Consider the following 25,239-nt stretch of genomic DNA (forward strand, 5'->3'; position numbering starts at 1 on the left):
CTGCACCGAGGAGACATTTGTCAGGTCGACCGTGACGGCGGTGGTGGCCGCATTGTTCGCCGACTCGTTGGGCACCTGAAAGCTGACTGTCGCGAAGGCGCCGCGCGCGGCGTCCGCACTGGTGGCCTGGACGTGCGCCGACGCCGTCGTGATCGCCGCGGCCGGGCCGAGGTAGAGCAGCGCGGCTGCGGCGCTTCCGATCAGGGTGCGCCAAACCATCCTGCGTTGAAGTGTCATCGGAAGCGCCTTCCTGTCTGCAGAGGAGTCGGGAATCAGGTCAATCCGAGTCGCGCCATCAGGTCGGCGTCGATCTCATCGAGCTGTCGGGAGATTGCGGCGTGGGCGTCGCGGCGGCGGGTGGGCGGCATGTTCTCGGCGGCGGTGACAGCGGCCGCCAGGTCCGCCAGCCGCTCGGAGATCGCGGTGACGAATTGTCTGGTCTCGGCATCCTTGGGCTTGTTCTCCTGCACTGTCCGCAGCGACTGTTCGGCGCCGGCGATGCGGGCCGACAGTTGGCCGCCATGCCCGGCGTATTGACCGATCTGGGCCAACGGGACCCCGAGTCGGTCGGCGCGCCGCTGGTCGATCAGTCCGCGAGCGGCCACGGCGACCCGGTAGACCAGCGGCACCACGATCGGAGCAAGCAGCCGAGACACCGTCAGCAGTCGGCGAATCCGCGTCGGCGACAGCAGCGCGCCCTCGCGCGCCGCCTTCAGCTGGGCCTCGGCCACCTTCAGCGCCGCCTGGTCGCTGGCGCGCTGGGCCTTTAGATTCTCCCGGAGCGCCTTCGCCTCGGCGCGCTGCGCGGCTTTGAATCGACGCACCTCGTTCTTCGCCGACAGCTTGGCCTCGAGCTTGGCCTTGGCCTTGATCGCGCGAGCTTCGGCGCGACGCGTCGCGCGGGTTTTTCGCTTGCCGAACAGGCCCATTCGCGCACTACCTCCCCGGAATCTCGTCGACTAGCGCGGTGCCAGTGCGGGCATCGATGGGCCAACCCTAACCATGCCGGGCGGACCGACTGCCGTCAGGCTTCCAGGTGTTCCTTACGCCGTAGTTCGTCGGCGTGGTGAACGATGTCTTCTTGGGCCTCCTGGGACAGCCCGCTGACTCGAAGCGCGATCCGCCGCACACCCTCGTCCCGGATGACCAGCAACCACGACAGCTCTTTGTCGAGCTTCTCGTAGTACTCGTCGTCGGTGAAGTAAGCGGGCCTGATCCGGAAGAAGTTCGCCAGGGCCGCCATGGTTGCCGACGACGGGTTGGTCCGGTTGCCAGAGCGTAGCTGCGATAAATACGGAGCCGACATCGTGATTCCTTCAGCCTTGAGCGCCGCGATCACTTCAGCGGAGGTGTGCGGTCCCCGTCCGGGCGGGTAAACCGTGTCGAACAGGCGGTTCAGGCGGGCGGAAAACGTCGTGCTCATCGATATGACCTCCACCGGGTTGGTAGACCGAGTAACTCACGCTAAGTATTTGCTGATTATCGTAGCCAGAGTTATCCCCGCGACCAAGTGCAAACTTGGAAAGAATTAACGGTGACGGTATTTATGACGGCACAGGTTGCGGGCGCGGCTGGCGGAACCCGCTTATCCAGTCAATACACATGATATTCTAAGGGAATTGTGTGAAGTTTCATCGCTTCAAGGACTAATAGCGCTTCGCTGGTTGCGCGCGGGCCTGCCTATGGCAACCAATGTAACGCGGTCGCCGTGCGCAAAGCATATTTGCTGTAGAGCGCCATGGAGTCGGCTGTGAACCTGTTTGGCCCGACCTGCCACGCGCAGATATTAGGCGTATGTGGACCGCCCGTCCAGATCCCCGGTCAACGCGGCGAGGAGTCAGCAGGCCCGACCTGCAGTCCTACCGGTCCGCTTCCGGATGTCGGACTGGCTATGCGGCAAGCAGCATCGCCAAGATTGCTGTGTCGGGGTGGCTGATCGGGTCGACGCCGACGCGGCTGACCATCGAGGTGATGGTGCCGTCGGCCTCGGCCTCCACCCAGGCCGCGCGGTGTTCGAGTCCCAGATAAGGCAGACCGGGCAGCAGCACACACCCCGACGCGGCGCCACTGCATTCCGGCAGCGACGGCGTCGTCTCGGACGGCGGATGCAGCATCAACAACGCGGGCGGCTGGTGATCGGCGAAATAGCCTGGCTGAATGGCGGATTCACCGACCACCGGTCCCTCGGCCAGGACCAGGCCGACGGTGCCCGGCGCGGGGGTGTCGGGCAGCTCTTCGCGAACGCCGAATACCGTTGTGGTGTCCAGCAATCCGGGCAGCGACGCCACCCTGACCGCGACCATCAACACTTGCGCCCACTCTTTGGTCGAGTCGGGCCAGCGCCCGGAAATCACGAACCCTTTCAGGGCACCACGCGAATGGAATGGGGCCACCTCGATGGCCCGGCCTGAGCCAGTGTCCATTTCGCCCTCCGTTCGGGTATTCAGCGATACGCCGATGGGTCGATCCGCTCAGCATGCGGCAGCCTGGCAACCCCTGCAAGCTGACACGGGCAATCAGCGCCGACGAAGTCGAAAAGAAACACGGCCGAAATAGCGTTCGGGGCGCCACGCGAATCGCGCGACGCCCCGAACAGGCGAATCCAACTGCTGTCAGCCGGCGATGAGCCCCTTGGCCTTCGTCGTCGCGCCCTGGTAACGAGACTGGACGTCGTCCCAGTTCACGACATTCCAATACGCCTTGGCAAAGTCTGCTTTGACGTTTTTGTATTGCAGGTAGAACGCGTGCTCCCACATGTCGAGCACCAGCAGCGGAACCAGGCCGAGCGGGAAATTGGTCTGGTGGTCGTAAACCTGGAATACCAACAGCTTCTCGCCGAGGCTGTCCCAGCCGAGCGCGGCCCAGCCGGAGCCCTGCACCGTGGTCGCGGCCGCGGTGAACTGAGCCCGGAACTTGTCGAACGACCCGAACGACTCGTCGATGGCGGTGGCGAGCTCCCCGGTCGGCTTGTCACCGCCGTTGGGGGACAAGTTCTTCCACCACAGGCTGTGGTTGACATGGCCGGCCAAGTTGAAGGCCAGGCTCTTCTCGTTCAACACGATGGCCGACTGGTCATCTTTGGCGCGCGCCTCTTCGAGCTTGGCGACCGCGTCGTTGGCGCCCTTGACGTAGGTGGCGTGGTGCTTACTGTGGTGAAGTTCGTTGATCTGACCCGAAATATGCGGCTCCAGGGCTCCGTAGTCCCAATCCAGGTCAGGCAAAGTGTATTCAGCCACGGGTTTCCTTCCTTCGCGATCGTTGCCGATCTACTCTGACGCTTCACTGCAGGCTGTTAGCGAAGCGGCGGCTTTGGCGTAAGTAACCCTGCTCCATCGCCGCGCGCACCGCAAGAACGAGTGCGCCACGGGGATACCCGGCGGCGGGAGTTCAGAACCAGACGATGACGGCGAGGACCGCCAGTAAAACCAGCGCGATCAAGCCGGCGCGCAATCCGGCAAGCAAGTAGGAACGATTGCACGTCGCCGACGTCGCGTACCAGCGCGACGGAGAACTCGCCGACGGCGGTCCGATCGGTTGCGATGTCATCGAACGTTCCCAGCCTGCCGGTTCAACTGCCCCCCCGTGAGATGAGTCACAAACTAACTAAGTGATCGCGATCATAGCCCCTTATGTACCCCCTGGAAAATTGGGCGAACCACGGTGCGCTGACCAGCGTCTTGTTGCTGAACGCGTTGTCTTCCGCGGGCAAAATAAGAGCGCCCGGGATGCTGCGGGCTGACAGCGACGCGCGCAGACGCGCTGTGACTTCCGACATAGCCGCGAGCATGGCGACACCGTGAGATTGGCTAAGAATTCGCTGAACCCCAGGACGGGCTGTCGATCACGAAGCGGTAACGGACACCGGTTATCCACAACCGCACGCCCGCCTCGGCCGTGTGACGCGCATGCATGCGTGTCAGCGAATCGAGGCGGCCTGTGGATAAACCTGTGGAAACTGTGGATACCCGTTGATTGCTGGACGCCGGTCTTAGCGGCGCCGGTCCGCGCATGCCAAGATCAACACCGTGGATGCAGAACCGTCAATCACACAGACAACCATCAACGACCTGCCGCCCGAGTTCGGCACCGGCTCGGTGTTGCTGGACGTCCGCGAAAACGATGAGTGGAATCGTGGCCACGCCGCCGACGCCCGGCACATCCCGATGGGTGAGGTGCCGGCGCGGCTCGACGAGATCGATCGGTCGGCCACCCTGTACGTCATCTGCAAAGCCGGCGGGCGCTCGGCGAAGGTCGCCCAGTTGCTGGCCCATCACGGGTACGAGCCGATCAACGTCAACGGCGGAATGCTGGCGTGGGCCGAAGCGGGCCGTCAAGTGATCGCCGCCGACGGCGGCCCCGGAACCATCTGACCGGCCGACCGTCGCGCTAGCAGCCGATTTCGACCGCCCGGTTAGTCTGATCGCATGATCCGCGTCGGCGACGATGCAGAGCGCAGCGATGATGAGGAGCGGCGCCAATGATCCAAGTGTGCTCCCAGTGCGGCACACGCTGGAATGTCCGCGACAAGCAACGCTCGTGGTGTCCGCGCTGCAACGGCACGCTGTTGGCGCCGTCGGAAACCGGGGCTCCCCCGGCTCCGGGTGCCGCTCCGGGGTGGGGCCCTGGCCCGCGGACGGCGCCCCGGCTGCCACCCGGCTACCGGTGGATCGCAGTGCGTCCGGGTCCGCCTCCCCGTCCCCGTCGTCGTCGCCGTCCGCTCGGTCCGACCCCGCGGTATCTGGCGATTCCCCGCTGGGGTCTGGTGGACCGGGTCGATCACGATGGCGGGCCGGGCCGGACCCAGCGTGCGGCGCCGCCGGCCGAGCGGGTTCGTACGGCGTTCTTCGTGTCCGCGGTGGCGTTGGGGGCGGCCGCCGTGGTGGATCTGGTGCGGTATCTGCTGCTGGTCATTAACCGCAACACGCTGCTGAACTGGGTGGTGGCGGACGCGGCGGCACTGTTGAGTGTGTTGGCCAGCCTGGCCGCGATCGTGGCGGTGATGAACTGCGCGGTGGTGCTGACGCGATGGTTGATCGCCCGTCGCGCCGCGGCATTCGAGCACGCCGGCCGACCGGAAACCCGTTCACGCCGCGCGTTGTGGGCCGGTACGCTGCTGCCGCCGGCGGCGGCGATGGCGCTGGCCATCACGTTCGCTGTCGTCGCGGCGACAACCGAGCACTCGGCCAGCTGGGCGTTGATGGCGGCCTGTGTCGGGTTCTGTTGTCTGCCCCTGCTGGCGGGGGTCTGGTCGCTGGTCTACGTCATCGAGCTGGCCAAAACCGAGGACCACTACGCCCGGTTGCGCCAGGTGATCTGGGGCTGGTGGCTGCTGTGGCTGCTCAGCACCGTGACGTCGGTCTTCGCGTCGGTGACCAGCGGCGCGCAGGACGCGCAGGGAATCGCCAACAACACGGTCGCGATGATCGTCGCTTACCTGCTGGCGCTGGTGGCAGTGCTGGCGACCGCGAAAGTCTTCGAAGGATTCGAGGCCAAGCCGGTCGAACGGCCCGCCCACCGCTGGGTCGTGGTGGCCGACGACGAACTCCTCGACACGGAATCTGCTGCAGCGCTTGAGTTGCCGGGTGAAGAACCGGCAGCATAGGGACATGACGTGGGCCGAGGAGGTGGTCTCTCGGCACCCGTTCGTCGTGGCCCATCGCGGCGCCTCGGCCTCTCGGCCGGAACACACCCTGGCCGCCTACGATCTCGCGCTTCGCGAGGGTGCCGACGGCGTGGAGTGCGACGTGCGGCTGACCCGCGACGGGCACCTGGTCTGCGTGCACGACCGCAAGCTGGACCGGACGTCCAGCGGCGCCGGACTGGTCAGCATGATGACGCTGGCGCAGCTTCGCGAGCTGGAATTCGGTTCATGGCACGGCAGTTGGCGCGCCGATGGCGCCGACGGCGACACCGGCCTGCTGACTCTGGACGCGCTTGTCACGCTGGTGCTGGACTGGAAGCGGCCGGTGAAGATCTTCATCGAGACCAAGCATCCGGTCCGCTACGGCGCACTGGTGGAAAGCAAAGTGCTGGCGCTGTTGCACCGCTACGGCATCGCGGCGCCGGCATCCGCTGATCGATCCCGGGCGGTGGTGATGTCGTTCTCGGCGGCGGCGCTGTGGCGGGTTCGGCGGGCGGCGCCGCTGCTGCCGACGGTGCTACTCGGCAGGAGCCATCGATACCTGGCCAGCAGGGCGGCCAGCACGATCGGGGCCACCGCCGTGGGGCCGTCGATTGCCACCCTGCGGGAACACCCCGAACTCGTCGACCAGGCGGCCGCGCAGGGCCGGGCGCTGTACTGCTGGACGCCCGACGACTACGAGGACGTCCGATTCTGCCGAGACGTGGGCGTGGCCTGGCTGGCCACCAACCATCCCGGCCGCGTCAAAGCCTGGCTGGAAGACGGCCTTGCCGGCGCCGACCCGCACTAGTCAGAGGCGGCCGCCGGCGACGGCGGGCGCGTCGGCGGTGCTGCGCGCCGAGTCGATTTCCCGGGCGACGAAGTTCTCCAGATCGAACAGGTTGGCCCCGGCGCGATCGGCGACCCGCACCAGCGAGGTCATCAACGCCATCTCCTCGACTTGCTCCTTGAGGAACCACTGCATGAACTGCTCGCCGAGGTAGTCGGCCTCGTCGCGGGCGACCGCGGCCAGCCTGCTGACCTGCTCGGTGACCAGCCGCTCCTGATCCAGTGCCAGCGCCAGCGCGTCCCGCGGGGTGTCGAACGCATTGCGCACTGCGTCGACACCGGGGATCTCCACCCGCACATCGCGGTCGAGCAGATACTGCACCAGCATCATCGCGTGGTTGCGTTCCTCGACGGCCTGGGCATAAAAATGTTTCGCCAGTTGCCGGAGGTCGGCGCCGTCGAAATAAACGGCCATCGCAATATATTGCTGAGCGTTGGTGAATTCGTGATAAACCTGCTCTTGCAGTAACGCAAGGAACTTTGTTTTATGGGCATCGTGATCGGTCATGGCGGCCACGCTACCGCAGGTCAGAAGCCCTGTCATCGAAGGTAATGCTTACTGAGGCCAGCTTTTCCTAAGTTAAGACAGGCTACGTTGTGTAAATGTGCCGCGCTATTTCTGGCATCGTGAAAAAGCGGATATGTGAAGCATTGTTAATGCTTATGGTTGGTCGCCGATAACGGTCGACGGCACCGGCTGGTCGGCGGCCAGTGCATCGAACAGCGCGGCGGCCTTCTCGTGATCCCACACCACCACCGAGCCGGCGCCGCTGCTGGTGAGTTCGCCGATCGGCACGGTCAACGTGCTCGTCGACCCGTGCAGCGCCCAACCCAACCGGGCCAGGTCCCAGACGTGGTCCTCGCGGTCGACGGTCAACGCGTCGACCGCTGCATGCGGCACCGAGTACCACCGCCACGGGTTGAGCCAGACCGCCGGGCTGGCGGCACGATGCAGCAGCGCCGCCATGAACTTGCGCTGGTCGACCATCCGGTCCAGGTCGGCGCGCGGGGTGGCCCGGCTGCGGACGTAACCGAGCGCGTCACGGCCCGCCAGCTTCTGGCACCCGGCGGGCAGGTTGATGCCGGCCAGCGGGTCGTCGATCGGCGCGGTCGGGCAGACGGTGACCCCGCCCAGGCCGTCTACCAGCCCGGCGAAGCCGACGAACCCGATCTCGGCGTAGTGGTCGATCCGCAGACCGGTGGCCTGCTCGACCGTCTGGGCCAGCAACGGCGCACCGCCGATCGAGAACGCCGCGTTGATCTTGTCGCGGCCATACCCGGGAATCGGCACGTAGGAGTCGCGCGGGATGGACACCATCGTCGTCGGGGTGCCGGAGCCGAGCGTGGGCACGTGCACCACCAGAACGGTGTCGGTTCGCCCGTTGCCGGTGTCGCCTCCGGTCGCCAGCGCCTGCTGCTGCTCGGGGGTGAGGCCCTGGCGGCTGTCCGAGCCGACCAGCAACCAGGTGTTGCCCTGCCCGGCGGCCGGGCGGCCCGGGTAGTCCGTCAGCACCGTCTCGCGGTGCAGCACGGTCTCCAGCCACAGTGCGCCACCCAGGGCCGTGGCGCAGCCCAGCAGCACGGCGATGACCAGGCTCAGCGAAATCACTTGCGCCCAAGGCTGTTTGCGGCGCGGCACGCGGTCCCGTGGGCGACGTTGCCGCGTGCTGAGCCGATTGGGCGCGACCGGCCTGGGCGGTGGTGTGCCCGGCGGCGGTGGCCGCCGGCGCCGGCGGTTGCCCGCCTCGTGATCGGAAGGCACGGTCAATGCAGCCACCCCAGGTGGCCGGCCAGTAGGGCATACCCGACGAACGCCACGGTGTCGATCAGTCCGTGCGCGATCACCAGCGGCCACAGCCGTCCGCTGCGCTGCCAGGCGTAGCCGAACACCAGGCCCATCGCGATGTTGCCCAGCCCGGCGCCGAAGCCTTGGTAGAGGTGATACGCACCGCGCAGCAGGCTCGACCACACCAGCGCTGCGCGCGGCCCGACGTCGAGCTGGTCCAACCGGGTGAGCAGATAGCCGACGACGATGATCTCTTCGGCCCAGCCGTCGGCGAAGGCGGTGAGTATTAGCATCGGGACCCGCCACCAGGTGTCGCCCAGGCCGGACGGGATGACCGAGGCGTTGATGTGCAGGGCCCGCGCCGCCAGGTAGAGCCCCAGCCCGGGCAGCCCGATCAGGGCGGCCAGGCCGACGCCGCCGAGCAGGTCGGGGCGCCACCGGAAACGGGCCAACCCGACATCGGCCGGCCGTAATCCCGTGCGCCACAACAGGTAGAGGCCGAGTGCGCCCCAGGCGACCAGTTGTACGACGACGGTCGCATTCAGGCCGAGGTCGATCAGGTCGAAGTAGGACCGCTTGGGGTTGAGCGGGATTCGTTGCCCGCTCAGGCCTCGCAAGAACGCGTCGGCGAGCTGCAGGATCGCGGTGACGGCGCTGAGACCGAACGTCACGCCCAACACGATCGCGAGCTCGACGCGCAGCGGCCGGCGTTCAGCCGGCTGACCGTCGGCCTCGCTGTGGGGCGAAATCACCCCGACACGGTAACCGCCCGCGCCGCCGCTCAGTCCTGGCGCGCTCGCAAGCCGTTGACGAACGGGCAGCCCATCAGCACCCGAATGGCCTGGCTCAGTCCGACGATGTCGTCGACCGGTTTGTGAAACGGCAGCCGGACGTCGCGATCACCCTCGGCGCTTTCCACCCGTAGTCGCACCCCGTAGCGGTCGAGGCCGAGCGGGCGGACATCGCCGCGCCGCAGCCGCGCCGGCAGGCGGGCGGCCAGCCGCGCCACCACGTCACGGTGGGCGGTGTCCAGGTGCTTGATCCAGCACGATTCCAACGCGCAGAACGGGTCGGGGCGCGCGGCCAGCAGCGCTGCGGCGTCCACAGCCTCCGCGCCGGTCGCGTCGGTCACCACCACCGATTCGATCTCCAGCCGCGCCAGCAGGTACCGGGTGTCTCCGTGGGCGACCGGGCCGGACCCGGGGGTCTGCACCTGCAGCAGCGCGGGGTCTGGGTGCTCGGCGGCGATCAGGTCGAGCAGCCCGGACACCGTCGACGGCGACACCTGATGCAGTCGCCCGCGAATCCACACCAGCGAGCGGACCGGTTCGCGCAGCGGCAGCGGCGCGTAGTCGGCCAGCTCCAGCACGGCCGGGGCTCCGGTGGCTCCGCAGTCGACGACCTGCTCGGCCACCGAGCCACCGATCGGCACTCCGACGGCGAACGAACCGTCGGCGAGCAGGTGGTGCAGCGGGGTGGCGAGCGGCTCTGCGCTGTCGACCGCGAGCAGCGCACCACCGGTGCGAACGCAGGTGCTGCGGATCCGCTCGGCCGTCGTCGGAGCCGGGCTGTGCGCGAGTGTCATCGTCGACCGTCCTAACAAGTGAGGTAAGCCTAACTTAACTAGGTGTGATCGGACGGCGCAAGACCTACGACCCGATAGGGTTTTGATCGTGGCCAGCATCGCGTATCTCGGTCCCGCGGGGACGTTCACCGAAGCCGCGCTGTTGCAGATGACCGGCGCCGGCATGGTTCCCCAGCGTGGTGGGGGTGACTGGCAGCCGCTGCCGGTCGACAGCACGACCGCCGCACTGGACGCCGTCCGCGACGGTGCGGCCGAGTTCGCCTGCGTGCCGATCGAGAACTCGATCGACGGCTCGATCATGCCCACGCTGGACAGCCTGGCGATCGGGACGCCGCTGCAGGTGTTCGCGGAGCTGACGCTGGACGTGGCGTTCAGCATCGCCGTCAAGCCCGGTCGCACCGCCGCCGACGTGCGCACGCTGGCCGCCTTTCCGGTGGCCGCCGCGCAGGTGCGGCAGTGGCTGGCGGCTCATTTGCCCGCTGCCGAACTGCGCCCGGCTATCTCCAACGCGGATGCGGCGCAACAGGTCGCCGACGGGCTTGTCGACGCCGCGGTGAGTTCCCCGCTGGCCGTGACGCACCGGGGGTTGTCGACGCTGGCCGAGGGCGTCGTCGACGAAGCCAACGCGCGCACCCGCTTCGTGCTGGTCGGCCGGCCCGGCCCGCCGCCGGCCCGGACCGGCGCCGACCGGACCTCGGTGGTGCTACGGATCGACAATGCACCGGGCGCGCTGGTGTCGACGCTCGCCGAGTTCGGGATGCGCGGTATCGACCTGACCCGTATCGAATCCCGGCCCACCCGAACCGAATTGGGGACCTACGTGTTCTTCCTGGACTGTGTCGGCCACATCGACGACGACGCGGTCGCCGAGGCACTCAAAGCGCTGCATCAGCGTTGTACCGATGTGCGCTATCTGGGTTCATGGCCGACGGGAGAGGTCGACGGCGCGCCGCCGCCGCCGTCGGACGAGGCCGCGCGCTGGCTGGCGGGGCTGCGCGGCGGCTCGGTGGACGGATCGGCGCGATGAGCGGCCGGCTGGTCCTGGTGCGGCACGGGCAGTCCTTCGGCAACGTCGACAAGCGGCTGGACACCCGGCCGCCCGGGGCGGAGCTGACGCCGTTGGGCCGCGAGCAGGCGCGGGCTTTCGCCGAAGCCGCGACGTCACGGCCCGGGCTGTTGCTGCATTCGGTGGCCACCCGCGCGGTGCAGACCGCGGCGGAGATCAGCGCGGTGGTCGACGTGCCGGCCCGCGAAGTGACCGGCATTCACGAGGTCCAGGTCGGCGATCTGGAGGGCCGCAGCGACGACGACGCGGTCGCACAGTTCAACGCCGTGTACGAACGCTGGCTCAAGGGCGAGCGGGACGTGTCGATGCCGGGCGGAGAAAACGCTGACCAGGTGCTGGACCGCTATCTGCCGGTGCTGACCGAGCTACGGACCCGCTACCTCGACGAGGACGACTGGGCCGGCGACATCGTCGTCGTCAGCCACGGAGCGGCGATCCGGCTGACGGCTGCGGTATTGGCCGACGTGGAAAGCAGTTTCGCGCTCGACCATCATCTTGCCAACACCGAGGCGGTGGTCCTGGCGCCGGCCGCCGACGGGCGTTGGGCTTGCGCGCAGTGGGGAACCCAGACGCCGCCGTTCTATCCGGCGCCGGATGCCGAGCCGGTGGCCGACGCGCTGGAGTCAAGCGCCGACCCGATGGGCTGACGGCTCAGATCGCCACGGCCGACGGCGCGTCCATCTGCGTGCAGTCGCAGCCGACGGCGTCACAGTCGACGACGAACGTGTGCGGCAGCAGATCGGGGCCGGCGCAGTCCTCGTCGGTGCATTCCGAGCGGTGCAGCCAATGGCGAATGAGCGTGCCATGGCAGTGCTCTAAGCCCGCTTGGCATTCGCGACATTTCATGCCGCAGTCTTAGCACCGATCGCCGACAAATCCGCGATGCCGCGCCGCCTGGTCGCCGGGCTAGGCCCAGCCCAATTCGTGCAACCGGTCGTCGTCGATACCGAAGTGGTGGGCGACCTCGTGCATGACGGTGATCTTCACTTCCTCGACGACCTGCTCGTCGTTGTCGCAGATGTCCAGCAGGGCATCGCGGTAGATCGTGATGGTGTCCGGCAGCGACCCGGCGTAGTGCGAATCGCGTTCGGTCAACGCCACCCCCTCGTACAGCCCGAGCAGGTCGTCCTCGTCGGGATGACGATCGGCGACGAGCACCACAACGTTGTCCATTTCCGCGGCCAGCTGTGGCGGAATCAGGTCGAGTGCATCGGCGACCAGTTCGTCGAACCGTTGCGGATCCATCCGCACGGCCACCCGGCTACTGCCCCGGCGCGGGTGGCGGCGGGGGTTCGGCCGGCCCAGGTGGCGGCGGCGGTCCCGGGGCACCCTCGGGCGGCGGTGGCGGGGCCTCAGGAGCCGGCGAGGGCGCCTGCGGGGGCGGAGCCGGCTGTGCGCCCGGCAGGTGCTGGTTGCCCTGCCGTTGGCTGGACGATCCGGACGAGCCGCTCGATCCGGATGAACTCGACGAACCGGACGAGCTCGACGAGCCGTTCGATCCGGTCGACGATGCGCCGCCTCCGCCCGGGGTCGGGCCGGTCGGAATCGGCGGCAGGTTGAGCCGCTCTTCGGGGATGTCCGGCGGCGGAACCGGCGGCTGGCCGTTGATCTTCAGCGGGCCCTTGGCGCTGTTGAGTAACGTCGCCCAGCCGCCGTTGCCCAGCGTCGCACCGATGCTGCAGGCCACCTGGCGGCTACCGGCCGACCAGCTGGGCAGCGACAGCGTGCTGTAGATCAGCGTCAGCGTGGTGCTGCGCAACTGCACCGGCGCGAGGTAAGCGTCGGTCAGCTTGGTGCAGGAATCCTTGATGAAGCCGTCCTGCTCGGGCTCAGGGGGCAATCCCTCCGGGAACCTGGCGAGCAGGTTGACCGTGCCGGTGACCTCCATCGCGTGCGGCGCCGCGCAGTCGACCGGAATGTCGGTGGGCTGGTTGGTCGCCGGGTCGATGCCCAGGCAGGTGCCGTCCGGCCAGACCTTGGACTGCTCGACGCCGGCGACCTTGCCCTTGAAGCCGAGTTGTTCGTTGCCCGCCCCCGGCAGCTGCAGGCCGCACAGCATCCGTCGCTCGCCGAACTGCCGCCAGGCCTTGTCGCCCGACCACAGCATGCTGATGACGAACTTGCTGTTGGGGTCGAACTTGGCGCCCAGATAGCGGCGTACTGCCGACTCGCACTGCTCTTGGCTGATCTGCTCGATGCGGGCGCCAGTCGGCGGCGGGGCCGACGGGCCGTATTCCGAGCCGGGGAAGGTGCGCATGTCGATGGACTCGGCGACCTCGAAGCGGTGCTCGTCTTTGCAGTCGACGATGTTGGCGGCTTCGGGCATTCGATCCGGCCACATCAGGCAGTTGCCGCTGGCCGCGCGGTTGAACGCGTCGTTGCCCTTGGCGCCGGTCGGGGGCACCGGGTCTATGTAGCCGGCCAGCCGCCCGGGACCGCCGCCGATCGGCAGCGCGGTGACGAGCCCGGCGATCAGCAGACCGCCCAGAGCGGCCAGCAGCAGCGCCCGCCGGGTCGCCGACGCCTGCAGAGTCCCGGCCGTCATCCACCCGACCCGCGGCAGCCGACGACCCGGCCGGTCAGCCCGGGACTCGTCGTGCGCGGATTCGTGCCACATCGGGTCCATTCTGACAGGCCCACCGCACTTAGTGACAGCTGTTGCAGAAGTAAATGATTCTCGGCGGTCAATGACACCCGCGTAGGGTTTTAGCCCGTGATCGACCTGAAGTTGCTCCGGGACAATCCCGACGCCGTGCGTGAGTCGCAGAAGAAGCGAGGCGAAGACCCGACGCTGGTCGACACGCTGCTGGCCGCCGACACCGCCCGCCGGACCGCGATCTCGACGGCCGACTCGCTGCGCGCAGACCAGAAGGCCGCCAGCAAGAAGGTCGGCGGCGCATCGCCCGAAGAAAGACCCGCGCTGCTGCAGCAGGCCAAGGAACTGGCCGAGCAGGTGAAGTCGGCGGAAGCCCAACAGGCTGAGGCCGAGGCGACTTTCACCGCAGCGCACATGGCGATCCCGAACGTGATCATCGACGGCGTCCCGGCCGGCGGCGAGGACAACTTCGCCGTCCTCGACGTCGTCGGCGAACCGGCGGCGATCGACAACCCCAAGGACCACCTCGAACTCGGCGAGGCGCTGGGTCTGCTCGACATGGAACGCGGCGCCAAGGTATCCGGGTCGCGGTTCTACTTTCTGACCGGACAGGGTGCGCTGCTGCAGCTGGGCCTGCTGCAGATGGCGATCCGGCTGGCCGCCGACAACGGCTTCGTCCCGATCATCCCGCCGGTGCTGGTGCGCCCGGAGGTGATGTCGGGGACCGGGTTCCTAGGTTCGCACGCCGACGAGATTTACCGGGTGGAGGCCGACGACCTGTACCTGGTCGGCACGTCGGAGGTTCCGCTGGCCGGCTACCACGCCGACGAGATCCTCGACCTTTCCGGCGGGCCACTGCGCTACGCCGGCTGGTCGTCCTGCTTTCGACGGGAAGCGGGCAGCTACGGCAAAGACACCCGCGGCATCATCCGCGTGCATCAGTTCGACAAGGTCGAGGCGTTCGTCTACTGCAACCCCGCCGACGCCGAGGCCGAGCACGAGCGGCTGTTGGGTTGGCAGCGCGAGATGCTGGCCCGCATCGAGGTGCCCTATCGCGTAATCGATGTCGCCGCAGGCGATCTCGGCTCGTCGGCGGCCCGCAAATTCGACTGCGAGGCGTGGGTGCCCACCCAGCAGGCCTACCGCGAGCTGACCTCGACGTCCAACTGCACCACCTTCCAGGCCCGCCGGCTGGCCACCCGTTACCGCGATCCCAGCGGCAAACCGCAGATCGCCGCGACGCTCAACGGCACCCTGGCCACCACTCGCTGGCTGGTCGCAATTTTGGAGAACCACCAGCGACCTGACGGCAGTGTGCGGGTGCCGGAGGCGCTGGTGCCTTATGTGGGCACCGAGGTGCTCGAGCCGGCGTAGCCGCTTTGCCGGTGGTGGCAGCGGTTAGCGAAAGTACCCTTCAGGTCCCTTACTTCGACAGGTGCCAACCGGCAGTCAATTCGATCTGAATGTTGTCAGGATCACGCAGGACGATGAGCGGACCCCCGCGGACTCCTTGGGCGTCCTGAACGCCCGAGTGCGTCACACCCAGGGCGTCAAGGCGGTTCGCCCACGCTTCAAGAGCGCCAAGGTCGCTCACCCGAAAGGCGACATGGTCGAGTCCTACCCTCCGCTCGTCAAAGGCCGAAGCGTCGCCCCGGGCATGCATCACAGCTGTGACAACCAAACCGCAGGGGTGCGCCATCGTCCACGCCCGAAAACCCGCGTGCTCCCATTCTGCGAGAAGCCTGAAGCCCATCACCTCTTGCCACCAGCGCACGGCGCGGTCACCGTCTGTGACGGTGAAATCCAGATGCCCGAGTCCGATAATCGCCGGATTGGTCATAGCGGCATTCTGCCGGAGTGATGCGGTTAGGCGGTGCGCAAAGGATGGGAGCCGGCGCGGCAGGAGCGGCCATCTCGGACGGTGAGAGAGAGCGCGATGGGTTGGCTGAGGCTGGGGTGGCGCCCGACGGAATCAGCGCCTAGGCGTCGACAGTCGTTGCCGCGCTGAAGTTTTGCGCATGGCGCCGTTGACGTTCGATGGTCGCGAAGTAAAACGCGAACGGGAAAGCAAAGCTGGTGAAAAAGCTGGAAAGAAAGAACAGCCACGGGCGCCGCAGCCCCCGCCGGTATCCGTCGATGATGGTAAACACCGGCATCAGAATGACATTTGCGATCATGTAGTCCTGGTTGCCGGAGCCGCATGCCGGGGTGGCGAACTGTCCCTTGATGAATTCCGGATAGCTTGCCGGGCCCGAGATGAGATTGCCCTGCCCATGCGCGGCTAGGACGAAATGGATGTTGAACCAATAACCAAGCGCGATCGACGCGATGCCGGCGGCGTAATACACGCATTCGAGCGGGGAGAGCCAGCTCCCGCCCGCTGGTTTCGCGTAGATCTTCGGATTCGACGCGACGATCCACACGATGCAGCCAAGCCCTAGGAGAAAGTGGACGACTATTGAGACCATTGCCGCAGTCTCACTCGGTTGCCGAAGTTTTGTCAATATTGACATAACAGGATCTGGGGTAACTTACAGACATGATCCGGCCGGCCCAGACGGCGCGCAGCGAGCGGACGCGTGAGGCGCTGCGTCAGGCGGCGATGGTTCGGTTCCTGGCCCAGGGCGTCGAGGACACCTCCGCCGAGCAGATCGCGGCGGACGCCGGGGTGTCGCTGCGGACCTTCTATCGACACTTCTCCTCCAAGCACGATTTGCTGTTTGCCGACTACACCGGGTTGCACTGGTTTCGCGCGGCATTGGACCATCGGCCCGCCACTGAATCGATCATCGACTCGGTGCAGGCCGCGATCTTCGCCTTCCCGTATGACGTTGATGCCGTTGGGAAAATCGCCGCGCTACGCGATGACGAGATCGACCCGGGCCGCATCGTTCGGCATATCCGGGATGTGCAGGCCGACTTCGCCGACGCCATCGCCAACCAGTTGCAACGCCGTAGCTCTACGGGCGATCCATCGCCGGACGACCGGGTGCACTTCGCGGTGACCGCGCGCTGCATCGCGGCGGCGGTATTCGGTGCGATGGAGGTCTGGATGCTCGGCGACAATCGATCGCTGGGCGAGCTCGCGAGGGTCTGCCACGTCGCCTTGGAGACGCTGCGAGCCGGCATCACCGATACCTGGGCGCGTGATCCAGTTTCGTCATAATTGACAAAACTTTCGGCACATGCCAGCCTGCACTTCTGGAGGGCAGGACATGACCGACTACGACGCGATCGTGATTGGCGCCGGACACAACGGATTAGCCGCCGCGGTGCTGCTACAAAAGGCGGGACTGCGGACGCTCTGTCTGGAGTCCAAGCTCTACGCGGGCGGCATGGCGTCGACGGTGGAGTTGTTCGACGGCTATCACTTTGAGATCGCCGGGTCCGTGCAGTTCCCGACGGCGCCGGTGGTCCGCGAGGCGCTCGGCCTGGACACGCTGCCGACCATCGACCTGGACGTGATGTCGGTGGCGCTACGCGGTGTCGGCGACGACCCGATGGTGCAGTACAGCGACCCGATCAAGTTGTTCACCCATCTCAACGAGGTGCACGGGGCGGACGCCGTCAACGGCATGGCGGGGCTGATGGGCTGGGCCCAGGCGCCGACCCGGGCGCTCGGCCGGTTCGAGGCCGGCGCACCACCCAAGACTCTCGATGAGATGTATGCCTGTGCGACAAACGAATTCGAACGCTCCGCTATCGACGACATGCTGTTCGGATCGGTCACCGACGTGCTCGACCGGTATCTGCCGGACCGCGAAAAGCACGGCGCGCTGCGCGGCTCGATGACGGTGCTGGCCGTCAACACCCTCTACCGCGGGCCCGCGACACCGGGCAGCGCCGCCGCACTGGCCTTCGGGCTTGGCGTTCCCGACGGCGACACCATGCAGATGAAGAAGCTGCGCGGAGGCATCGGCGCGCTCACCGAGCATCTGGCCGAGGTGCTCGGGCGCGAGGGCGGTGAGGTGCGGCTGCGCACCAAGGTGACCGAGGTACTGGTGAACGACGGCAAGGTGGGCGGGGTACGCACCGAGGCGGGGCAGACCCTGACCGCGCCGATCGTCGTCTCCGCGGTCGCGCCCGACCTGACCGTCAACGAACTGGTCGACCCCGCGGCACTACCCGCCGATATCCGCGAGCGCTACGCCCGCATCGATCACCGCGGCAGCTACATTCAGATGCACTTCGCGCTGGACGAGGCGCCTGAGTTCGCCGCTCCGTACGAAGCGCTGAACGAGCCGAGCATGCAGGCGTCGATCGGAATTTTCAGCACGCCCGAAGAAGTTCAGCAGCAGTGGGAGGACTGCCGGCGCGGGATCGTGCCCGCCGACCCGACGGTCGTCTTTCAGGTTCCCTCGCAGAACGATGCCGACCTCGCGCCCCCGGGCAAGCACGCGGCGTCGGCCTTCGCGCTGTGGTTCCCGATCGAGGGCGACGTGGACTACGGCGCGGCGAAGGTCGAGATGGGTCAGCGGGTGATCGACAAGATCACTAGGTTGGCCCCGAACTTCGAGCGCAGCATCAGCAGGCACACCACGTTCACGCCCAAACACATGGGAGTGATGTTTGGCGCCCCCGGCGGCGACTACTGCCACGGGCTGTTCCACGCCCAGCAGGTCGGACCCAACCGGCCCGGCCCGAAAGGCTTTCTCGGACAGCCGCTTCCGATCGACGGACTATACCTGGCCAGTACCGGATGCCACGGCGGCCCTGGTATCACGTTCATCCCGGGCTACAACGCGGCCCGTGCGGCGCTGACTGACGCGGGGCGCTAGTCCCGCTCGTCGAGCAGCCGATCCAGCAGCGCGATGAACTTTTGCGCGTCGGCCGGGGTGAACGCGGGGCTGGGCCGGGTACCCGGTACGTCCAGCGTGATCAGCGTCGAGCGCAGCGGGCGGCGAATGTCCAGTGGCAGCCAGCGGCGCAGGTCGGAGCTTCCCCAGAGGCGGAACCGGTGCATCAGCAGACCCAGCGGTTCGGCCTTGTATCCGCGAATGTTGTTCAGCGCAATGATCTTCGACGTGCCGGACGGAAAATGGTAGCGGCGCAGCGTGATCGCCTCCCGGTCCAGCTGGACCAGGCCGTCGTCGTAGGAGTTCGATGCGCTCATGGCCGCGAACTCCGAAGCTGATGACCGCGGGCGGTGAGGCAGCGGCCGTTCTCCAAGTTCCACTGCCAGCCGTGCAGGTTGCAGGTCAAGGTGTTGCCCTCCACCACGCCGAACTTGGACAGGTCGGCCTTCAGATGCGGGCATCGCCGCTGAATCTCCCAGCCGTCCATGGTGACTGACGCGGCATCGTCGTGCGTCTCGGCGAACCAGCCGTCGGCGTAGGCGATCCGCTCGTCGGTGAGGCACTTGAAGAACGTGTACAGGTACTCGTTGTAGCCACCGACCCGCCAAGCCCTGAACCGGGTCGACAGAAAGATGGTGTTGACCCAGTCCGGTTCTCTGTCGCGCAGCACGGTGCGCACCAGCTCGGCCGGAATGGCGAACCCGTATCGGAACTTCTCATCGGGAATGGCTTCTCGCACAGTTCGTTTAGGAAAGTCGAGCACCACCTGCTGTGAGCCCATCACGAGCTGAACGGGGTAGCCGATGCCGTCGCAGATCTCGTCGCTGGCCAGCATGATCGGCTCGAATACCGTGCGCAGCGGCTCGAGCAGCGATTCGCCGGCCGCGGGCGCCCAGCCGGCCTTCTCCGCCGCCAGCACCGGCTCCATCCGTGCGGCGTAGTCGGCGATGTAGTCCGCCTTGCCGGTGGTGAAGATCGCCTCGACTTGTTCGGTGGGCAGCGGATGCTGGTGCGAATCAAGTTGTGCGCCAGAGAATTCAGCGGTCGATCCGGGAATCATCAGCAGGCCTCGGTGGTGGCCGTTGGCCCGCATCTGGTCGAGGAAGACCATCTGGTCGGGGAAGATGTTGGCTGGATCCCCGTGGTCGTCGTTGAGGTCACGTAGCTCGGGGTCCAGGAAGCACGGTGGGCCGGCGGACGGGACCACCCATGTCGCCCCGACCTGCGCGATGTACTGGCGGGCCCGGTCCATCTGGCGTTGCCGCTTTTGAATGCCGAACGTCTCTTTGGCGCGTTCCGGCATGTCGTAGACCATCGGGTACCAGATCGCACCGGAATACTGCAGCAGGTGCACGTCGATGTGACCGAACTCGTTCGTCAGCACGTCGAGATCCACCGGCCGGGCGTCGTTCATGTTGAAGGCGGTCGTGACGCCGTCGGAAACCACCAGCGCCGAGTCGCCGATCGGACCGTCGGCGGGCGCGCGCAGCGCGATGATCATGATGTCCAGCTCGCCCTTCGGACCGCTAAGCCGGTGCTTCACCGAATCGGTGGTCTCGAAGAAGTGGTGAAAGCCCAGCATCTGCAAAGCATTTTTCAGATCCGGCACCGGATAGTCCGGCAGCAGGACGGTGGCGTCCTTGTTGACGTGCTCGGCCAGCAGCTTGGCGTCGAAGTGGTCCTTGTGCAGATGCGAGACGTATAGATAGTCGCAGTCACCCAGCGCGTCCCAGTCCAGCCGGCTGTTGTCCGGGAACGGGAACCACGAGGCGAAGTAGGCCGGGTTGACCCACGGGTCGCACAGAATGCTGCCGGCCGGAGTATCTATCCGAAAGCCGGCGTGGCCGATGCTTGTGACCTGCACTGACACCCTTCAAGGACTGGTTACGCGACGCTCGTCTGCCGCTCCGAGCTTAGCGGGACAGCGATGAAACGCCCGACCCGCTAGAGCCACCCAGCTGCGAACACTAGGCTTGATCACCGTGGAACCGGTTTACGGAACGGTCATCGCGCTCGCCCGGACTGTGTGGTGGGTGCAGGGTTTGCGTTTCACGGTCATCGGGCAGGAGAACATCCCTGCCACCGGTGGCGCCGTCATCGCCATCAACCACACCAGTTACATGGACTTCACCCTGGCGGGGCTACCTGTCTTCCGGGAGCACCGCGCGCGCAAAGTCCGGTTCATGGCCAAGCAGGAAGTCTTCGACAGCAAGCTCACCGGACCGCTCATGCGGGCCTGCCGGCACATCCCGGTGGACCGGTCCAGCGGCGCCGCGTCGTATGCCGCCGCCGTCGACCGGCTCAGGGTCGGCGAGCTTGTCGGCGTCTATCCCGAAGCGACCATCAGCCGCAGCTTCGAGATCAAGGAATTCAAGTCCGGCGCCGCCCGAATGGCGATCGAGGCCGACGTGCCGATCATTCCGCACATCGTGTGGGGCGCCCAACGGATCTGGACCAAAGACCATCCCAAGAAGATGTTCCGGCCGAAGGTGCCGATCGTGGTGATGGTTGGTGAGCCGATTCAGCCGACGCTGCCGGCACCCGAGCTGACGACGCTGCTGCACTCCCGAATGCAGCATCTGCTGGAGCGCGCGCAGGACGCATACGGTCCGCATCCGCCCGGCGAGTGGTGGGTTCCGCACCGGCTCGGTGGCAGCGCCCCGACCCTGGCCGAGGCCGCCGAGCTCGACGCTGAAGAAGCCAGCCGCCGCGCGGCCGCCAAGGCGGCTCGTGAGGCGGGACCCGCATAGCGACGGCCATGGAGCCGGTATTCCGCGCGCTCGAGATCGCCGCCAAGGCCCTGGTCAGGGCGACCGGCACCACGATCACCTACCAGCACATCGAGCGCATCCCGCAGACCGGTGGCGCGGTGATCGCGATCAACCACACCAGCTACGTGGACTGGCTGCCTGCTGCGCTGGCTGTCGAGGCTCGCGGGCGGCGCATCCGCTACATGATCAAGGCGGAGATGCAGCAGGTGAAGGTGGTCAACTTCCTGATCAAGCACACCAAGACGATCCCGGTCGACCGCCGATCCGGCGCGGGGGCCTACGCCGAAGCGGTCCGCTTGCTGCGGGCCGGCGAACTGGTCGGCCTGATGCCGGAGGCGACGATCAGCCGCAGCTTCGAGCTCAAGGACTTCAAGACCGGTGCGGCCCGGATGGCGCTGGAGGCCGGAGTTCCGACGATCCCGCTGATCGTCTGGGGTGCCCAGCGGATCTGGACCAAAGACCACCCGCGCAATGTGGGCTACCAGAAAATCCCGGTGATCGTGGCGGTCGGCCGGCCGTTACCGCCAACCGGCGACGCGGAGCATCTGGACGCCGCCCTGCTCGAGGGAATGACATCGCTGCTGCACCGCGTTCAAGAGGAGTATCCGCACCCAGAGGGTGCTTTTTGGGTACCGCGGCGGTTGGGCGGCAGCGCACCTACGGTAGCGGAGGCAAAAATAATTGAGGACACTGAAAAGGCCGAGCGTGCCCGCAGGCGGGCAGAGAACGGACCCTGAGGGGTGGATGCGGCCGGGGATGATGTAGCCGAGAAAGGGAGCTACCGGGATGGCAGAGCCGTTTTATCGGTTCGGCGAGTGGGTCGTTCCGCCGGTCGTTGCGATGAACGGGACGAAGTTCACCTTCCGCGGCGTGGAGAACATCCCCGAGCGCGGTGGCGCGCTGCTCGCCCAGAATCACACCAGCTACCTGGACTGGCTTCCGTCGGTGTTCGCCGCCCGCGCGCGCGGCCGACGGATGTACTTCATGATCAAGGCCGAGATGGCGGATGTGAAGGCGGTCAACTACGTCATCAAGCACGCCCGGCTGATTCCGGTGGACCGCAGGCAAGGGCACGACGCATTCGACACCGCGGTGCGGCGGCTGCGTGAGGGCGAGTTGATCGGGATGCATCCCGAGGCCACCATTAGCCGCAGTTTCGAGCTGCGCGAGTTCAAGACCGGAGCGGCCCGGATGGCGCTGGAGGCTCAGGTACCGATCGTCCCGCTGATCGTCTGGGGTGCCCACCGCATCTGGCCCAAGGATCACGAAAAGAAGTTGTTCCGCAACAAGATTCCGATCACTGTCGCCGTCGGCCGCCCGCTGCCCCCGCACGGGACCGCCGAAGAAGTCAACGCCGCTCTGCGGCGGGCGATGAACGAGTTGCTCTACCAGGTGCAGGAGGAGTATCCGCACCCGGAAGGCGAGTACTGGGTACCGCGCCGGCTTGGCGGTAGCGCGCCGACGCGCGAGGACTCCCAGGCGATCCGATTTAACGAATTGCAACAGCGCCTCCACAAGCACGGGACCGATGGCGTCACCCGCCCGGGACAGAGCCAAAGCGGAATACATTGATCGCCTGCTGCGAAAGCAGATCGTCACAGTGACGTTGCCCGCGCTGATCGCCTGCGACGTTGACGGCACCCTGCTCGGCGAAGACGAAAAAGTCACTGCGCGCACCCGTAATGCCGTACACGCGGCTGTCGCGGCCGGTGCGCAGTTTGTGCTGGCCACCGGTCGCCCGCCGCGGTGGATTCCGCCGGTGGTCGACGGGCTCGGATTCGCGCCAATGGCAGTGTGCGCCAACGGCGCCGTGATCTACGACCCTGCGACCGACAAGGTGCTGTCGGCCAGGACGCTGCCCGTCGCCACGCTGGCTGCCCTGGCCGAGATCGCCACCCGAGTCATTCCGGGCGCCGGTCTGGCCGTCGAGCGGGTCGGTGCCAGCGCGCATGACAGCGCAACACCGCAATTCGTCAGCTCGCCGGGCTACGAGCACGCGTGGCTCAACCCGGACAACACCGAAGTGTCGATGGACGACCTGCTCAGTGCGCCCGCCGTCAAACTTCTGGTCCGCAAGGCCGGCGCGCGCAGTTCCGACATGGCCGCCGAACTCGCCAAGCACGTCGGTATCGAGGGTGACATCACCTACTCCACCAACAACGGACTGGTCGAAATCGTGCCGCTGGGCATCGACAAGGCCACCGGCATCGCTGAAATCGCTGGGCCACTTGGCATTACCGACGCCGACATCGTCGCTTTCGGTGACATGCCCAACGACGTGCCGATGCTGTTGCGGGCCGGTCTCGGAGTGGCGATGGGTAACGCCCACCCCGACGCGATCGCCGCTGCCGATGAGGTCACCGCGCCCAACACCGACGACGGGGTGGCGCGGGTGTTGGAACGCTGGTGGTGGTAGGCGGTTGCTAGGCGGCCGGCGCCACGGGAGAGAACCGCTCGAGCTGAACCGGTGGTCCGGCCGCGGACGGTGCCGGCAGTTCTTCGACCACGCCGTCGATGACCCGGCTGACCCGGCCGCTGAGCCGGTCGAAGTTCAGCGTGCCGTGCTGGAAGTTTTGCTTGACCCATTGCGGCTCTTGGAATTCGGAGCTGGTTGGCAGGCCCAGGGCTCCCCGCTCGTAGCCGAGTGAGGCCCACGCGTCGTAGATGGCGCCGGTGACCGCTTGCGGACCCGTCGCCGGTGACCAGTACATCGCACCGAGGTCGAAGTTGGCGTAGCGGACATCGCCTTCGCCGGTCGCTTCTGGTGAGGTGGGTGCGCCCAGGATGCTGCTCGGGCCGCCGATCGTCTGCCAGCGGTCGTAGATGGCACCGCCCCGCAGCGATAGGGCCAGGTCTTCGGGCCTCGGCGGTCCACTGAAATGTGCTGCGGTATCCCGAATTTCGTCAAGTAACCCGTAGGCGACGTTGCCGGGGCAGTCGGTGGCGCCGACGTCGCGGTGGCCGAATATGGTCGGCAGCGTCGCGACGGCATTGACTGGGAAGTTGGTGTTCTCCCCGCCGGCCGACGGCAAAGCGACTGTGCCCCTTGGGTTTATGTGGTCCAGGCCTAGCCGCCAGCCGACCAGCCGGCCGAGCGTGTGCAGCTGGATCGGCTGCGGCGCCACGTCGTCGAAGTTGCCGATCATCGCCACACCCCAGCTGTCCCGGTTGAAGCCGCCGGTGTGGTCGCCCTGCACGGGCCCGGTCAGCGCCCCGGCTCTGCCCTCGAATACCTGGCCGTACTTGTCGACCAGCGCGTTGTACGCGATGTCGCACCAGCCCAGGATCTGGGTGTGATACGCGTAGATCGACTGGACGATCGCCGCGGAATCCTGCGGCTGGTAGTCGTTGCTCTCGGCGGTGTGGTGGACCACCGCGGCGCGGATCGGTTGGTCGAACGGCCGGTTTCCGCAGTGCACCGCTTCGTCGGCGCCCCATTGCGCGCGAGCGATGATGTTCGGCGCCTGGCCCGCCGCGACGATCGCGGTCGGCGGTGTCCACTGGGTGTCAGCGGGTGCCTGTGGCGGGGAAATGAGAATGGCCGAGATGTTCTGCGCCAGAGGTTGTTCCGCGGTGGCCGGGACATAACCCAGGCCGGCGGGCGGCGGGGTCTTGGGCGGGACGGTCTGCGGCGCGCCGGCCGGACGGCTGACTGAGATCTGCACCGTCGTGGTCTTGCCGACGAAGACGGGATCGGTGCCACGCGGGCCCGAAGTCGAGCGGTGGTCGCCCGAAGAGAGCAGTGTCTCGGTGTCGTACCACGGCCCCCACGACCCGTCGACGTGCCGGGCGCGGATTCGCGCCGAGGTGCCGGTGAGGTCTCCGCCGGTCAGCGCCACCATGGAAAACGGCGTGGGCTGGCTGATTTCGCGGACCGTGACGCCGCCGCCGATGCCGATCAGCGGCTGCTGGGCAAGTTGGGTGCCGCCGTGCCGGGCCGGCTGCTCCCGATGTTCGCTTGCCGCCCACGGCAGGACGACGACGGTCGCCGCGATGGCGGTGAACAGCATCGTCGGCGGGCGACGGCGGGACGGCACGACCCGATGTTACGTATGTGTCTAGTGGTGCAAATGGTTCGACACGCTACTTAAGTGAACAAAGTGATCTAGACACGGCACGGCACCGCAGAGTTTAGGCGGCCCTGGTCAAGCCAGGGATCCCACTTCTGCG

At 66.9% G+C, this 25,239-nt stretch carries 30 protein-coding genes; 12 read left to right on the plus strand and 18 right to left on the minus strand.

Going from position 1 to position 25,239, the window contains the following annotated elements; genetic code table 11:
* From VGH54_RS08030 to VGH54_RS08055, 6 genes are all read right to left on the minus strand, one after another.
* The coding region (locus tag VGH54_RS08030; protein WP_331511405.1) for a DUF1775 domain-containing protein at positions 1–237 on the minus strand (237 nt) is incomplete at its 3' end.
* A gap of 35 nt (positions 238–272) precedes the next feature.
* Positions 273–929 (minus strand): DUF6474 family protein, encoded by a 657-nt coding sequence (locus VGH54_RS08035; protein ID WP_331511406.1) that lies wholly within the window; start codon positions 927–929, stop codon positions 273–275.
* A gap of 95 nt (positions 930–1,024) precedes the next feature.
* Positions 1,025–1,423, minus strand: a complete 399-nt coding sequence (locus tag VGH54_RS08040) for a transcriptional regulator (RefSeq protein WP_331511407.1) — start codon at positions 1,421–1,423, stop codon at positions 1,025–1,027.
* 466 nt (positions 1,424–1,889) lie between these two features.
* On the minus strand, positions 1,890–2,423 hold the full coding sequence (locus VGH54_RS08045) for a peptidase (protein WP_331511408.1): 534 nt from the start codon (positions 2,421–2,423) through the stop codon (positions 1,890–1,892).
* A 189-nt stretch (positions 2,424–2,612) separates the two neighbouring features.
* Positions 2,613–3,236 (minus strand): superoxide dismutase, encoded by a 624-nt coding sequence (locus VGH54_RS08050; RefSeq protein WP_331511409.1) that lies wholly within the window; start codon positions 3,234–3,236, stop codon positions 2,613–2,615.
* A 151-nt stretch (positions 3,237–3,387) separates the two neighbouring features.
* On the minus strand, positions 3,388–3,546 hold the full coding sequence (locus VGH54_RS08055) for a hypothetical protein (protein WP_331511410.1): 159 nt from the start codon (positions 3,544–3,546) through the stop codon (positions 3,388–3,390).
* A 479-nt stretch (positions 3,547–4,025) separates the two neighbouring features.
* Here VGH54_RS08055 and VGH54_RS08060 point away from each other — a divergent pair, with 479 nt between their 5' ends.
* The 3 genes from VGH54_RS08060 to VGH54_RS08070 all read left to right on the plus strand — a co-directional run bounded on the left by VGH54_RS08060 (position 4,026) and on the right by VGH54_RS08070 (position 6,431).
* Positions 4,026–4,370 carry a rhodanese-like domain-containing protein gene (locus VGH54_RS08060; RefSeq protein WP_331511411.1) on the plus strand — a complete coding sequence of 115 codons (345 nt, stop codon included), beginning with the start codon at positions 4,026–4,028 and terminating at the stop codon, positions 4,368–4,370.
* A 107-nt stretch (positions 4,371–4,477) separates the two neighbouring features.
* A complete protein-coding gene (locus tag VGH54_RS08065) occupies positions 4,478–5,602 on the plus strand; it encodes a DUF4328 domain-containing protein (RefSeq protein ID WP_331511412.1) in 1,125 nt (374 codons plus the stop codon).
* Between the two features lie 4 nt (positions 5,603–5,606).
* On the plus strand, positions 5,607–6,431 hold the full coding sequence (locus VGH54_RS08070; protein WP_331511414.1) for a glycerophosphodiester phosphodiesterase: 825 nt from the start codon (positions 5,607–5,609) through the stop codon (positions 6,429–6,431).
* On the opposite strand, the gene VGH54_RS08075 is transcribed toward VGH54_RS08070, so the two are convergent.
* The 4 genes from VGH54_RS08075 to VGH54_RS08090 form a co-directional block, all read right to left on the minus strand.
* On the minus strand, positions 6,432–6,977 hold the full coding sequence (locus VGH54_RS08075) for a ferritin (protein ID WP_331511415.1): 546 nt from the start codon (positions 6,975–6,977) through the stop codon (positions 6,432–6,434).
* A gap of 153 nt (positions 6,978–7,130) precedes the next feature.
* The gene (locus VGH54_RS08080; RefSeq protein ID WP_414688672.1) at positions 7,131–8,324 is read right to left on the minus strand and encodes an LCP family protein; all 1,194 of its coding nucleotides are present in this window, start codon (positions 8,322–8,324) and stop codon (positions 7,131–7,133) included.
* Positions 8,234–9,007 carry a type II CAAX endopeptidase family protein gene (locus VGH54_RS08085; RefSeq protein ID WP_331511418.1) on the minus strand — a complete coding sequence of 258 codons (774 nt, stop codon included), beginning with the start codon at positions 9,005–9,007 and terminating at the stop codon, positions 8,234–8,236. The genes VGH54_RS08080 and VGH54_RS08085 overlap by 91 nt, the downstream gene beginning before the upstream one ends.
* 29 nt (positions 9,008–9,036) lie before the next feature.
* On the minus strand, positions 9,037–9,840 hold the full coding sequence (locus VGH54_RS08090) for a DUF2470 domain-containing protein (protein WP_331511420.1): 804 nt from the start codon (positions 9,838–9,840) through the stop codon (positions 9,037–9,039).
* Between the two features lie 88 nt (positions 9,841–9,928).
* Between VGH54_RS08090 and pheA the strand changes: the two genes are divergently transcribed.
* Together pheA and VGH54_RS08100 are read left to right on the plus strand one after the other, a co-directional pair.
* Positions 9,929–10,867, plus strand: coding sequence for a prephenate dehydratase (gene pheA / locus VGH54_RS08095; protein ID WP_331511421.1), 939 nt, complete (start codon positions 9,929–9,931; stop codon positions 10,865–10,867).
* Positions 10,864–11,553, plus strand: a complete 690-nt coding sequence (locus tag VGH54_RS08100; protein WP_331511422.1) for a histidine phosphatase family protein — start codon at positions 10,864–10,866, stop codon at positions 11,551–11,553. Before pheA ends, VGH54_RS08100 begins: the two co-directional genes overlap by 4 nt.
* A 4-nt stretch (positions 11,554–11,557) precedes the next feature.
* On the opposite strand, the gene VGH54_RS08105 is transcribed toward VGH54_RS08100, so the two are convergent.
* The 3 genes from VGH54_RS08105 to VGH54_RS08115 are packed head-to-tail and all read right to left on the minus strand — an operon-like array spanning position 11,558 to position 13,523.
* Positions 11,558–11,752 (minus strand): hypothetical protein, encoded by a 195-nt coding sequence (locus VGH54_RS08105; RefSeq protein ID WP_331511423.1) that lies wholly within the window; start codon positions 11,750–11,752, stop codon positions 11,558–11,560.
* A 60-nt stretch (positions 11,753–11,812) separates the two neighbouring features.
* On the minus strand, positions 11,813–12,163 hold the full coding sequence (locus VGH54_RS08110) for a metallopeptidase family protein (protein ID WP_331511424.1): 351 nt from the start codon (positions 12,161–12,163) through the stop codon (positions 11,813–11,815).
* Positions 12,164–12,167: 4 nt separating this feature from the next.
* Complete coding sequence (locus VGH54_RS08115) at positions 12,168–13,523, minus strand: septum formation family protein (RefSeq protein WP_414688673.1); 1,356 nt, start codon at positions 13,521–13,523, stop codon at positions 12,168–12,170.
* A 96-nt stretch (positions 13,524–13,619) separates the two neighbouring features.
* Between VGH54_RS08115 and serS the strand changes: the two genes are divergently transcribed.
* The gene (gene serS / locus VGH54_RS08120; protein WP_331511426.1) at positions 13,620–14,876 is read left to right on the plus strand and encodes a serine--tRNA ligase; all 1,257 of its coding nucleotides are present in this window, start codon (positions 13,620–13,622) and stop codon (positions 14,874–14,876) included.
* A gap of 49 nt (positions 14,877–14,925) precedes the next feature.
* Here the strand turns inward: serS and VGH54_RS08125 are convergent, their stop codons facing one another.
* Positions 14,926–15,342: a VOC family protein gene (locus VGH54_RS08125; RefSeq protein WP_331511427.1), complete on the minus strand. Its 417-nt coding sequence runs from the start codon at positions 15,340–15,342 to the stop codon at positions 14,926–14,928.
* A 139-nt stretch (positions 15,343–15,481) separates the two neighbouring features.
* The gene (locus VGH54_RS08130) at positions 15,482–15,970 is read right to left on the minus strand and encodes a DUF2834 domain-containing protein (RefSeq protein ID WP_331511428.1); all 489 of its coding nucleotides are present in this window, start codon (positions 15,968–15,970) and stop codon (positions 15,482–15,484) included.
* Positions 15,971–16,041: 71 nt separating this feature from the next.
* On the opposite strand from VGH54_RS08130, the gene VGH54_RS08135 reads away from it, so the two are divergent.
* Together VGH54_RS08135 and VGH54_RS08140 are read left to right on the plus strand one after the other, a co-directional pair.
* Positions 16,042–16,668: a TetR/AcrR family transcriptional regulator gene (locus VGH54_RS08135; RefSeq protein WP_331511429.1), complete on the plus strand. Its 627-nt coding sequence runs from the start codon at positions 16,042–16,044 to the stop codon at positions 16,666–16,668.
* 49 nt (positions 16,669–16,717) lie between these two features.
* The gene (locus tag VGH54_RS08140) at positions 16,718–18,280 is read left to right on the plus strand and encodes an NAD(P)/FAD-dependent oxidoreductase (RefSeq protein WP_331511430.1); all 1,563 of its coding nucleotides are present in this window, start codon (positions 16,718–16,720) and stop codon (positions 18,278–18,280) included.
* Here VGH54_RS08140 and VGH54_RS08145 read toward each other — a convergent pair.
* Together VGH54_RS08145 and VGH54_RS08150 are read right to left on the minus strand one after the other, a co-directional pair.
* The gene (locus tag VGH54_RS08145) at positions 18,277–18,615 is read right to left on the minus strand and encodes a hypothetical protein (RefSeq protein ID WP_331511432.1); all 339 of its coding nucleotides are present in this window, start codon (positions 18,613–18,615) and stop codon (positions 18,277–18,279) included. The two genes, VGH54_RS08140 and VGH54_RS08145, sit on opposite strands and share 4 nt — an antisense overlap.
* The gene (locus VGH54_RS08150; protein WP_331511433.1) at positions 18,612–20,162 is read right to left on the minus strand and encodes an MBL fold metallo-hydrolase; all 1,551 of its coding nucleotides are present in this window, start codon (positions 20,160–20,162) and stop codon (positions 18,612–18,614) included. Before VGH54_RS08150 ends, VGH54_RS08145 begins: the two co-directional genes overlap by 4 nt.
* A 118-nt stretch (positions 20,163–20,280) precedes the next feature.
* Here VGH54_RS08150 and VGH54_RS08155 point away from each other — a divergent pair, with 118 nt between their 5' ends.
* The 4 genes from VGH54_RS08155 to VGH54_RS08170 are packed head-to-tail and all read left to right on the plus strand — an operon-like array spanning position 20,281 to position 23,485.
* Positions 20,281–21,048: a 1-acyl-sn-glycerol-3-phosphate acyltransferase gene (locus VGH54_RS08155; protein WP_331511434.1), complete on the plus strand. Its 768-nt coding sequence runs from the start codon at positions 20,281–20,283 to the stop codon at positions 21,046–21,048.
* Between the two features lie 8 nt (positions 21,049–21,056).
* The gene (locus VGH54_RS08160; RefSeq protein WP_331511436.1) at positions 21,057–21,806 is read left to right on the plus strand and encodes a lysophospholipid acyltransferase family protein; all 750 of its coding nucleotides are present in this window, start codon (positions 21,057–21,059) and stop codon (positions 21,804–21,806) included.
* 49 nt (positions 21,807–21,855) lie between these two features.
* Positions 21,856–22,641 (plus strand): lysophospholipid acyltransferase family protein, encoded by a 786-nt coding sequence (locus VGH54_RS08165; RefSeq protein WP_331511437.1) that lies wholly within the window; start codon positions 21,856–21,858, stop codon positions 22,639–22,641.
* A 34-nt stretch (positions 22,642–22,675) separates the two neighbouring features.
* Positions 22,676–23,485: an HAD family hydrolase gene (locus VGH54_RS08170; RefSeq protein ID WP_331511447.1), complete on the plus strand. Its 810-nt coding sequence runs from the start codon at positions 22,676–22,678 to the stop codon at positions 23,483–23,485.
* 7 nt (positions 23,486–23,492) lie between these two features.
* On the opposite strand, the gene VGH54_RS08175 is transcribed toward VGH54_RS08170, so the two are convergent.
* The gene (locus tag VGH54_RS08175) at positions 23,493–25,106 is read right to left on the minus strand and encodes an N-acetylmuramoyl-L-alanine amidase (RefSeq protein ID WP_331511438.1); all 1,614 of its coding nucleotides are present in this window, start codon (positions 25,104–25,106) and stop codon (positions 23,493–23,495) included.
* Between the last annotated feature and the right edge of the window lie 133 nt (positions 25,107–25,239).

Source organism: Mycobacterium sp. (assembly GCF_036488105.1).
Lineage (GTDB): Bacteria > Actinomycetota > Actinomycetes > Mycobacteriales > Mycobacteriaceae > Mycobacterium.

What these genes read in the sequence shown, in the direction of transcription:
- VGH54_RS08035 (WP_331511406.1), bottom strand. Translation starts at nt 929, where the DNA reads ATGGGCCTGTTCGGCAAGCGAAAAACCCGCGCGACGCGTCGCGCCGAA.
- VGH54_RS08040 (WP_331511407.1), bottom strand. Translation starts at nt 1,423, where the DNA reads ATGAGCACGACGTTTTCCGCCCGCCTGAACCGCCTGTTCGACACGGTT.
- VGH54_RS08045 (WP_331511408.1), bottom strand. Translation starts at nt 2,423, where the DNA reads ATGGACACTGGCTCAGGCCGGGCCATCGAGGTGGCCCCATTCCATTCG.
- VGH54_RS08055 (WP_331511410.1), bottom strand. Translation starts at nt 3,546, where the DNA reads ATGACATCGCAACCGATCGGACCGCCGTCGGCGAGTTCTCCGTCGCGC.
- VGH54_RS08065 (WP_331511412.1), top strand. Translation starts at nt 4,478, where the DNA reads ATGATCCAAGTGTGCTCCCAGTGCGGCACACGCTGGAATGTCCGCGAC.
- VGH54_RS08070 (WP_331511414.1), top strand. Translation starts at nt 5,607, where the DNA reads ATGACGTGGGCCGAGGAGGTGGTCTCTCGGCACCCGTTCGTCGTGGCC.
- VGH54_RS08075 (WP_331511415.1), bottom strand. Translation starts at nt 6,977, where the DNA reads ATGACCGATCACGATGCCCATAAAACAAAGTTCCTTGCGTTACTGCAA.
- VGH54_RS08090 (WP_331511420.1), bottom strand. Translation starts at nt 9,840, where the DNA reads ATGACACTCGCGCACAGCCCGGCTCCGACGACGGCCGAGCGGATCCGC.
- VGH54_RS08100 (WP_331511422.1), top strand. Translation starts at nt 10,864, where the DNA reads ATGAGCGGCCGGCTGGTCCTGGTGCGGCACGGGCAGTCCTTCGGCAAC.
- VGH54_RS08105 (WP_331511423.1), bottom strand. Translation starts at nt 11,752, where the DNA reads ATGAAATGTCGCGAATGCCAAGCGGGCTTAGAGCACTGCCATGGCACG.
- VGH54_RS08115 (WP_414688673.1), bottom strand. Translation starts at nt 13,523, where the DNA reads ATGTGGCACGAATCCGCGCACGACGAGTCCCGGGCTGACCGGCCGGGT.
- VGH54_RS08125 (WP_331511427.1), bottom strand. Translation starts at nt 15,342, where the DNA reads ATGACCAATCCGGCGATTATCGGACTCGGGCATCTGGATTTCACCGTC.
- VGH54_RS08130 (WP_331511428.1), bottom strand. Translation starts at nt 15,970, where the DNA reads ATGGTCTCAATAGTCGTCCACTTTCTCCTAGGGCTTGGCTGCATCGTG.
- VGH54_RS08135 (WP_331511429.1), top strand. Translation starts at nt 16,042, where the DNA reads ATGATCCGGCCGGCCCAGACGGCGCGCAGCGAGCGGACGCGTGAGGCG.
- VGH54_RS08140 (WP_331511430.1), top strand. Translation starts at nt 16,718, where the DNA reads ATGACCGACTACGACGCGATCGTGATTGGCGCCGGACACAACGGATTA.
- VGH54_RS08145 (WP_331511432.1), bottom strand. Translation starts at nt 18,615, where the DNA reads ATGAGCGCATCGAACTCCTACGACGACGGCCTGGTCCAGCTGGACCGG.
- VGH54_RS08160 (WP_331511436.1), top strand. Translation starts at nt 21,057, where the DNA reads ATGGAGCCGGTATTCCGCGCGCTCGAGATCGCCGCCAAGGCCCTGGTC.
- VGH54_RS08165 (WP_331511437.1), top strand. Translation starts at nt 21,856, where the DNA reads ATGGCAGAGCCGTTTTATCGGTTCGGCGAGTGGGTCGTTCCGCCGGTC.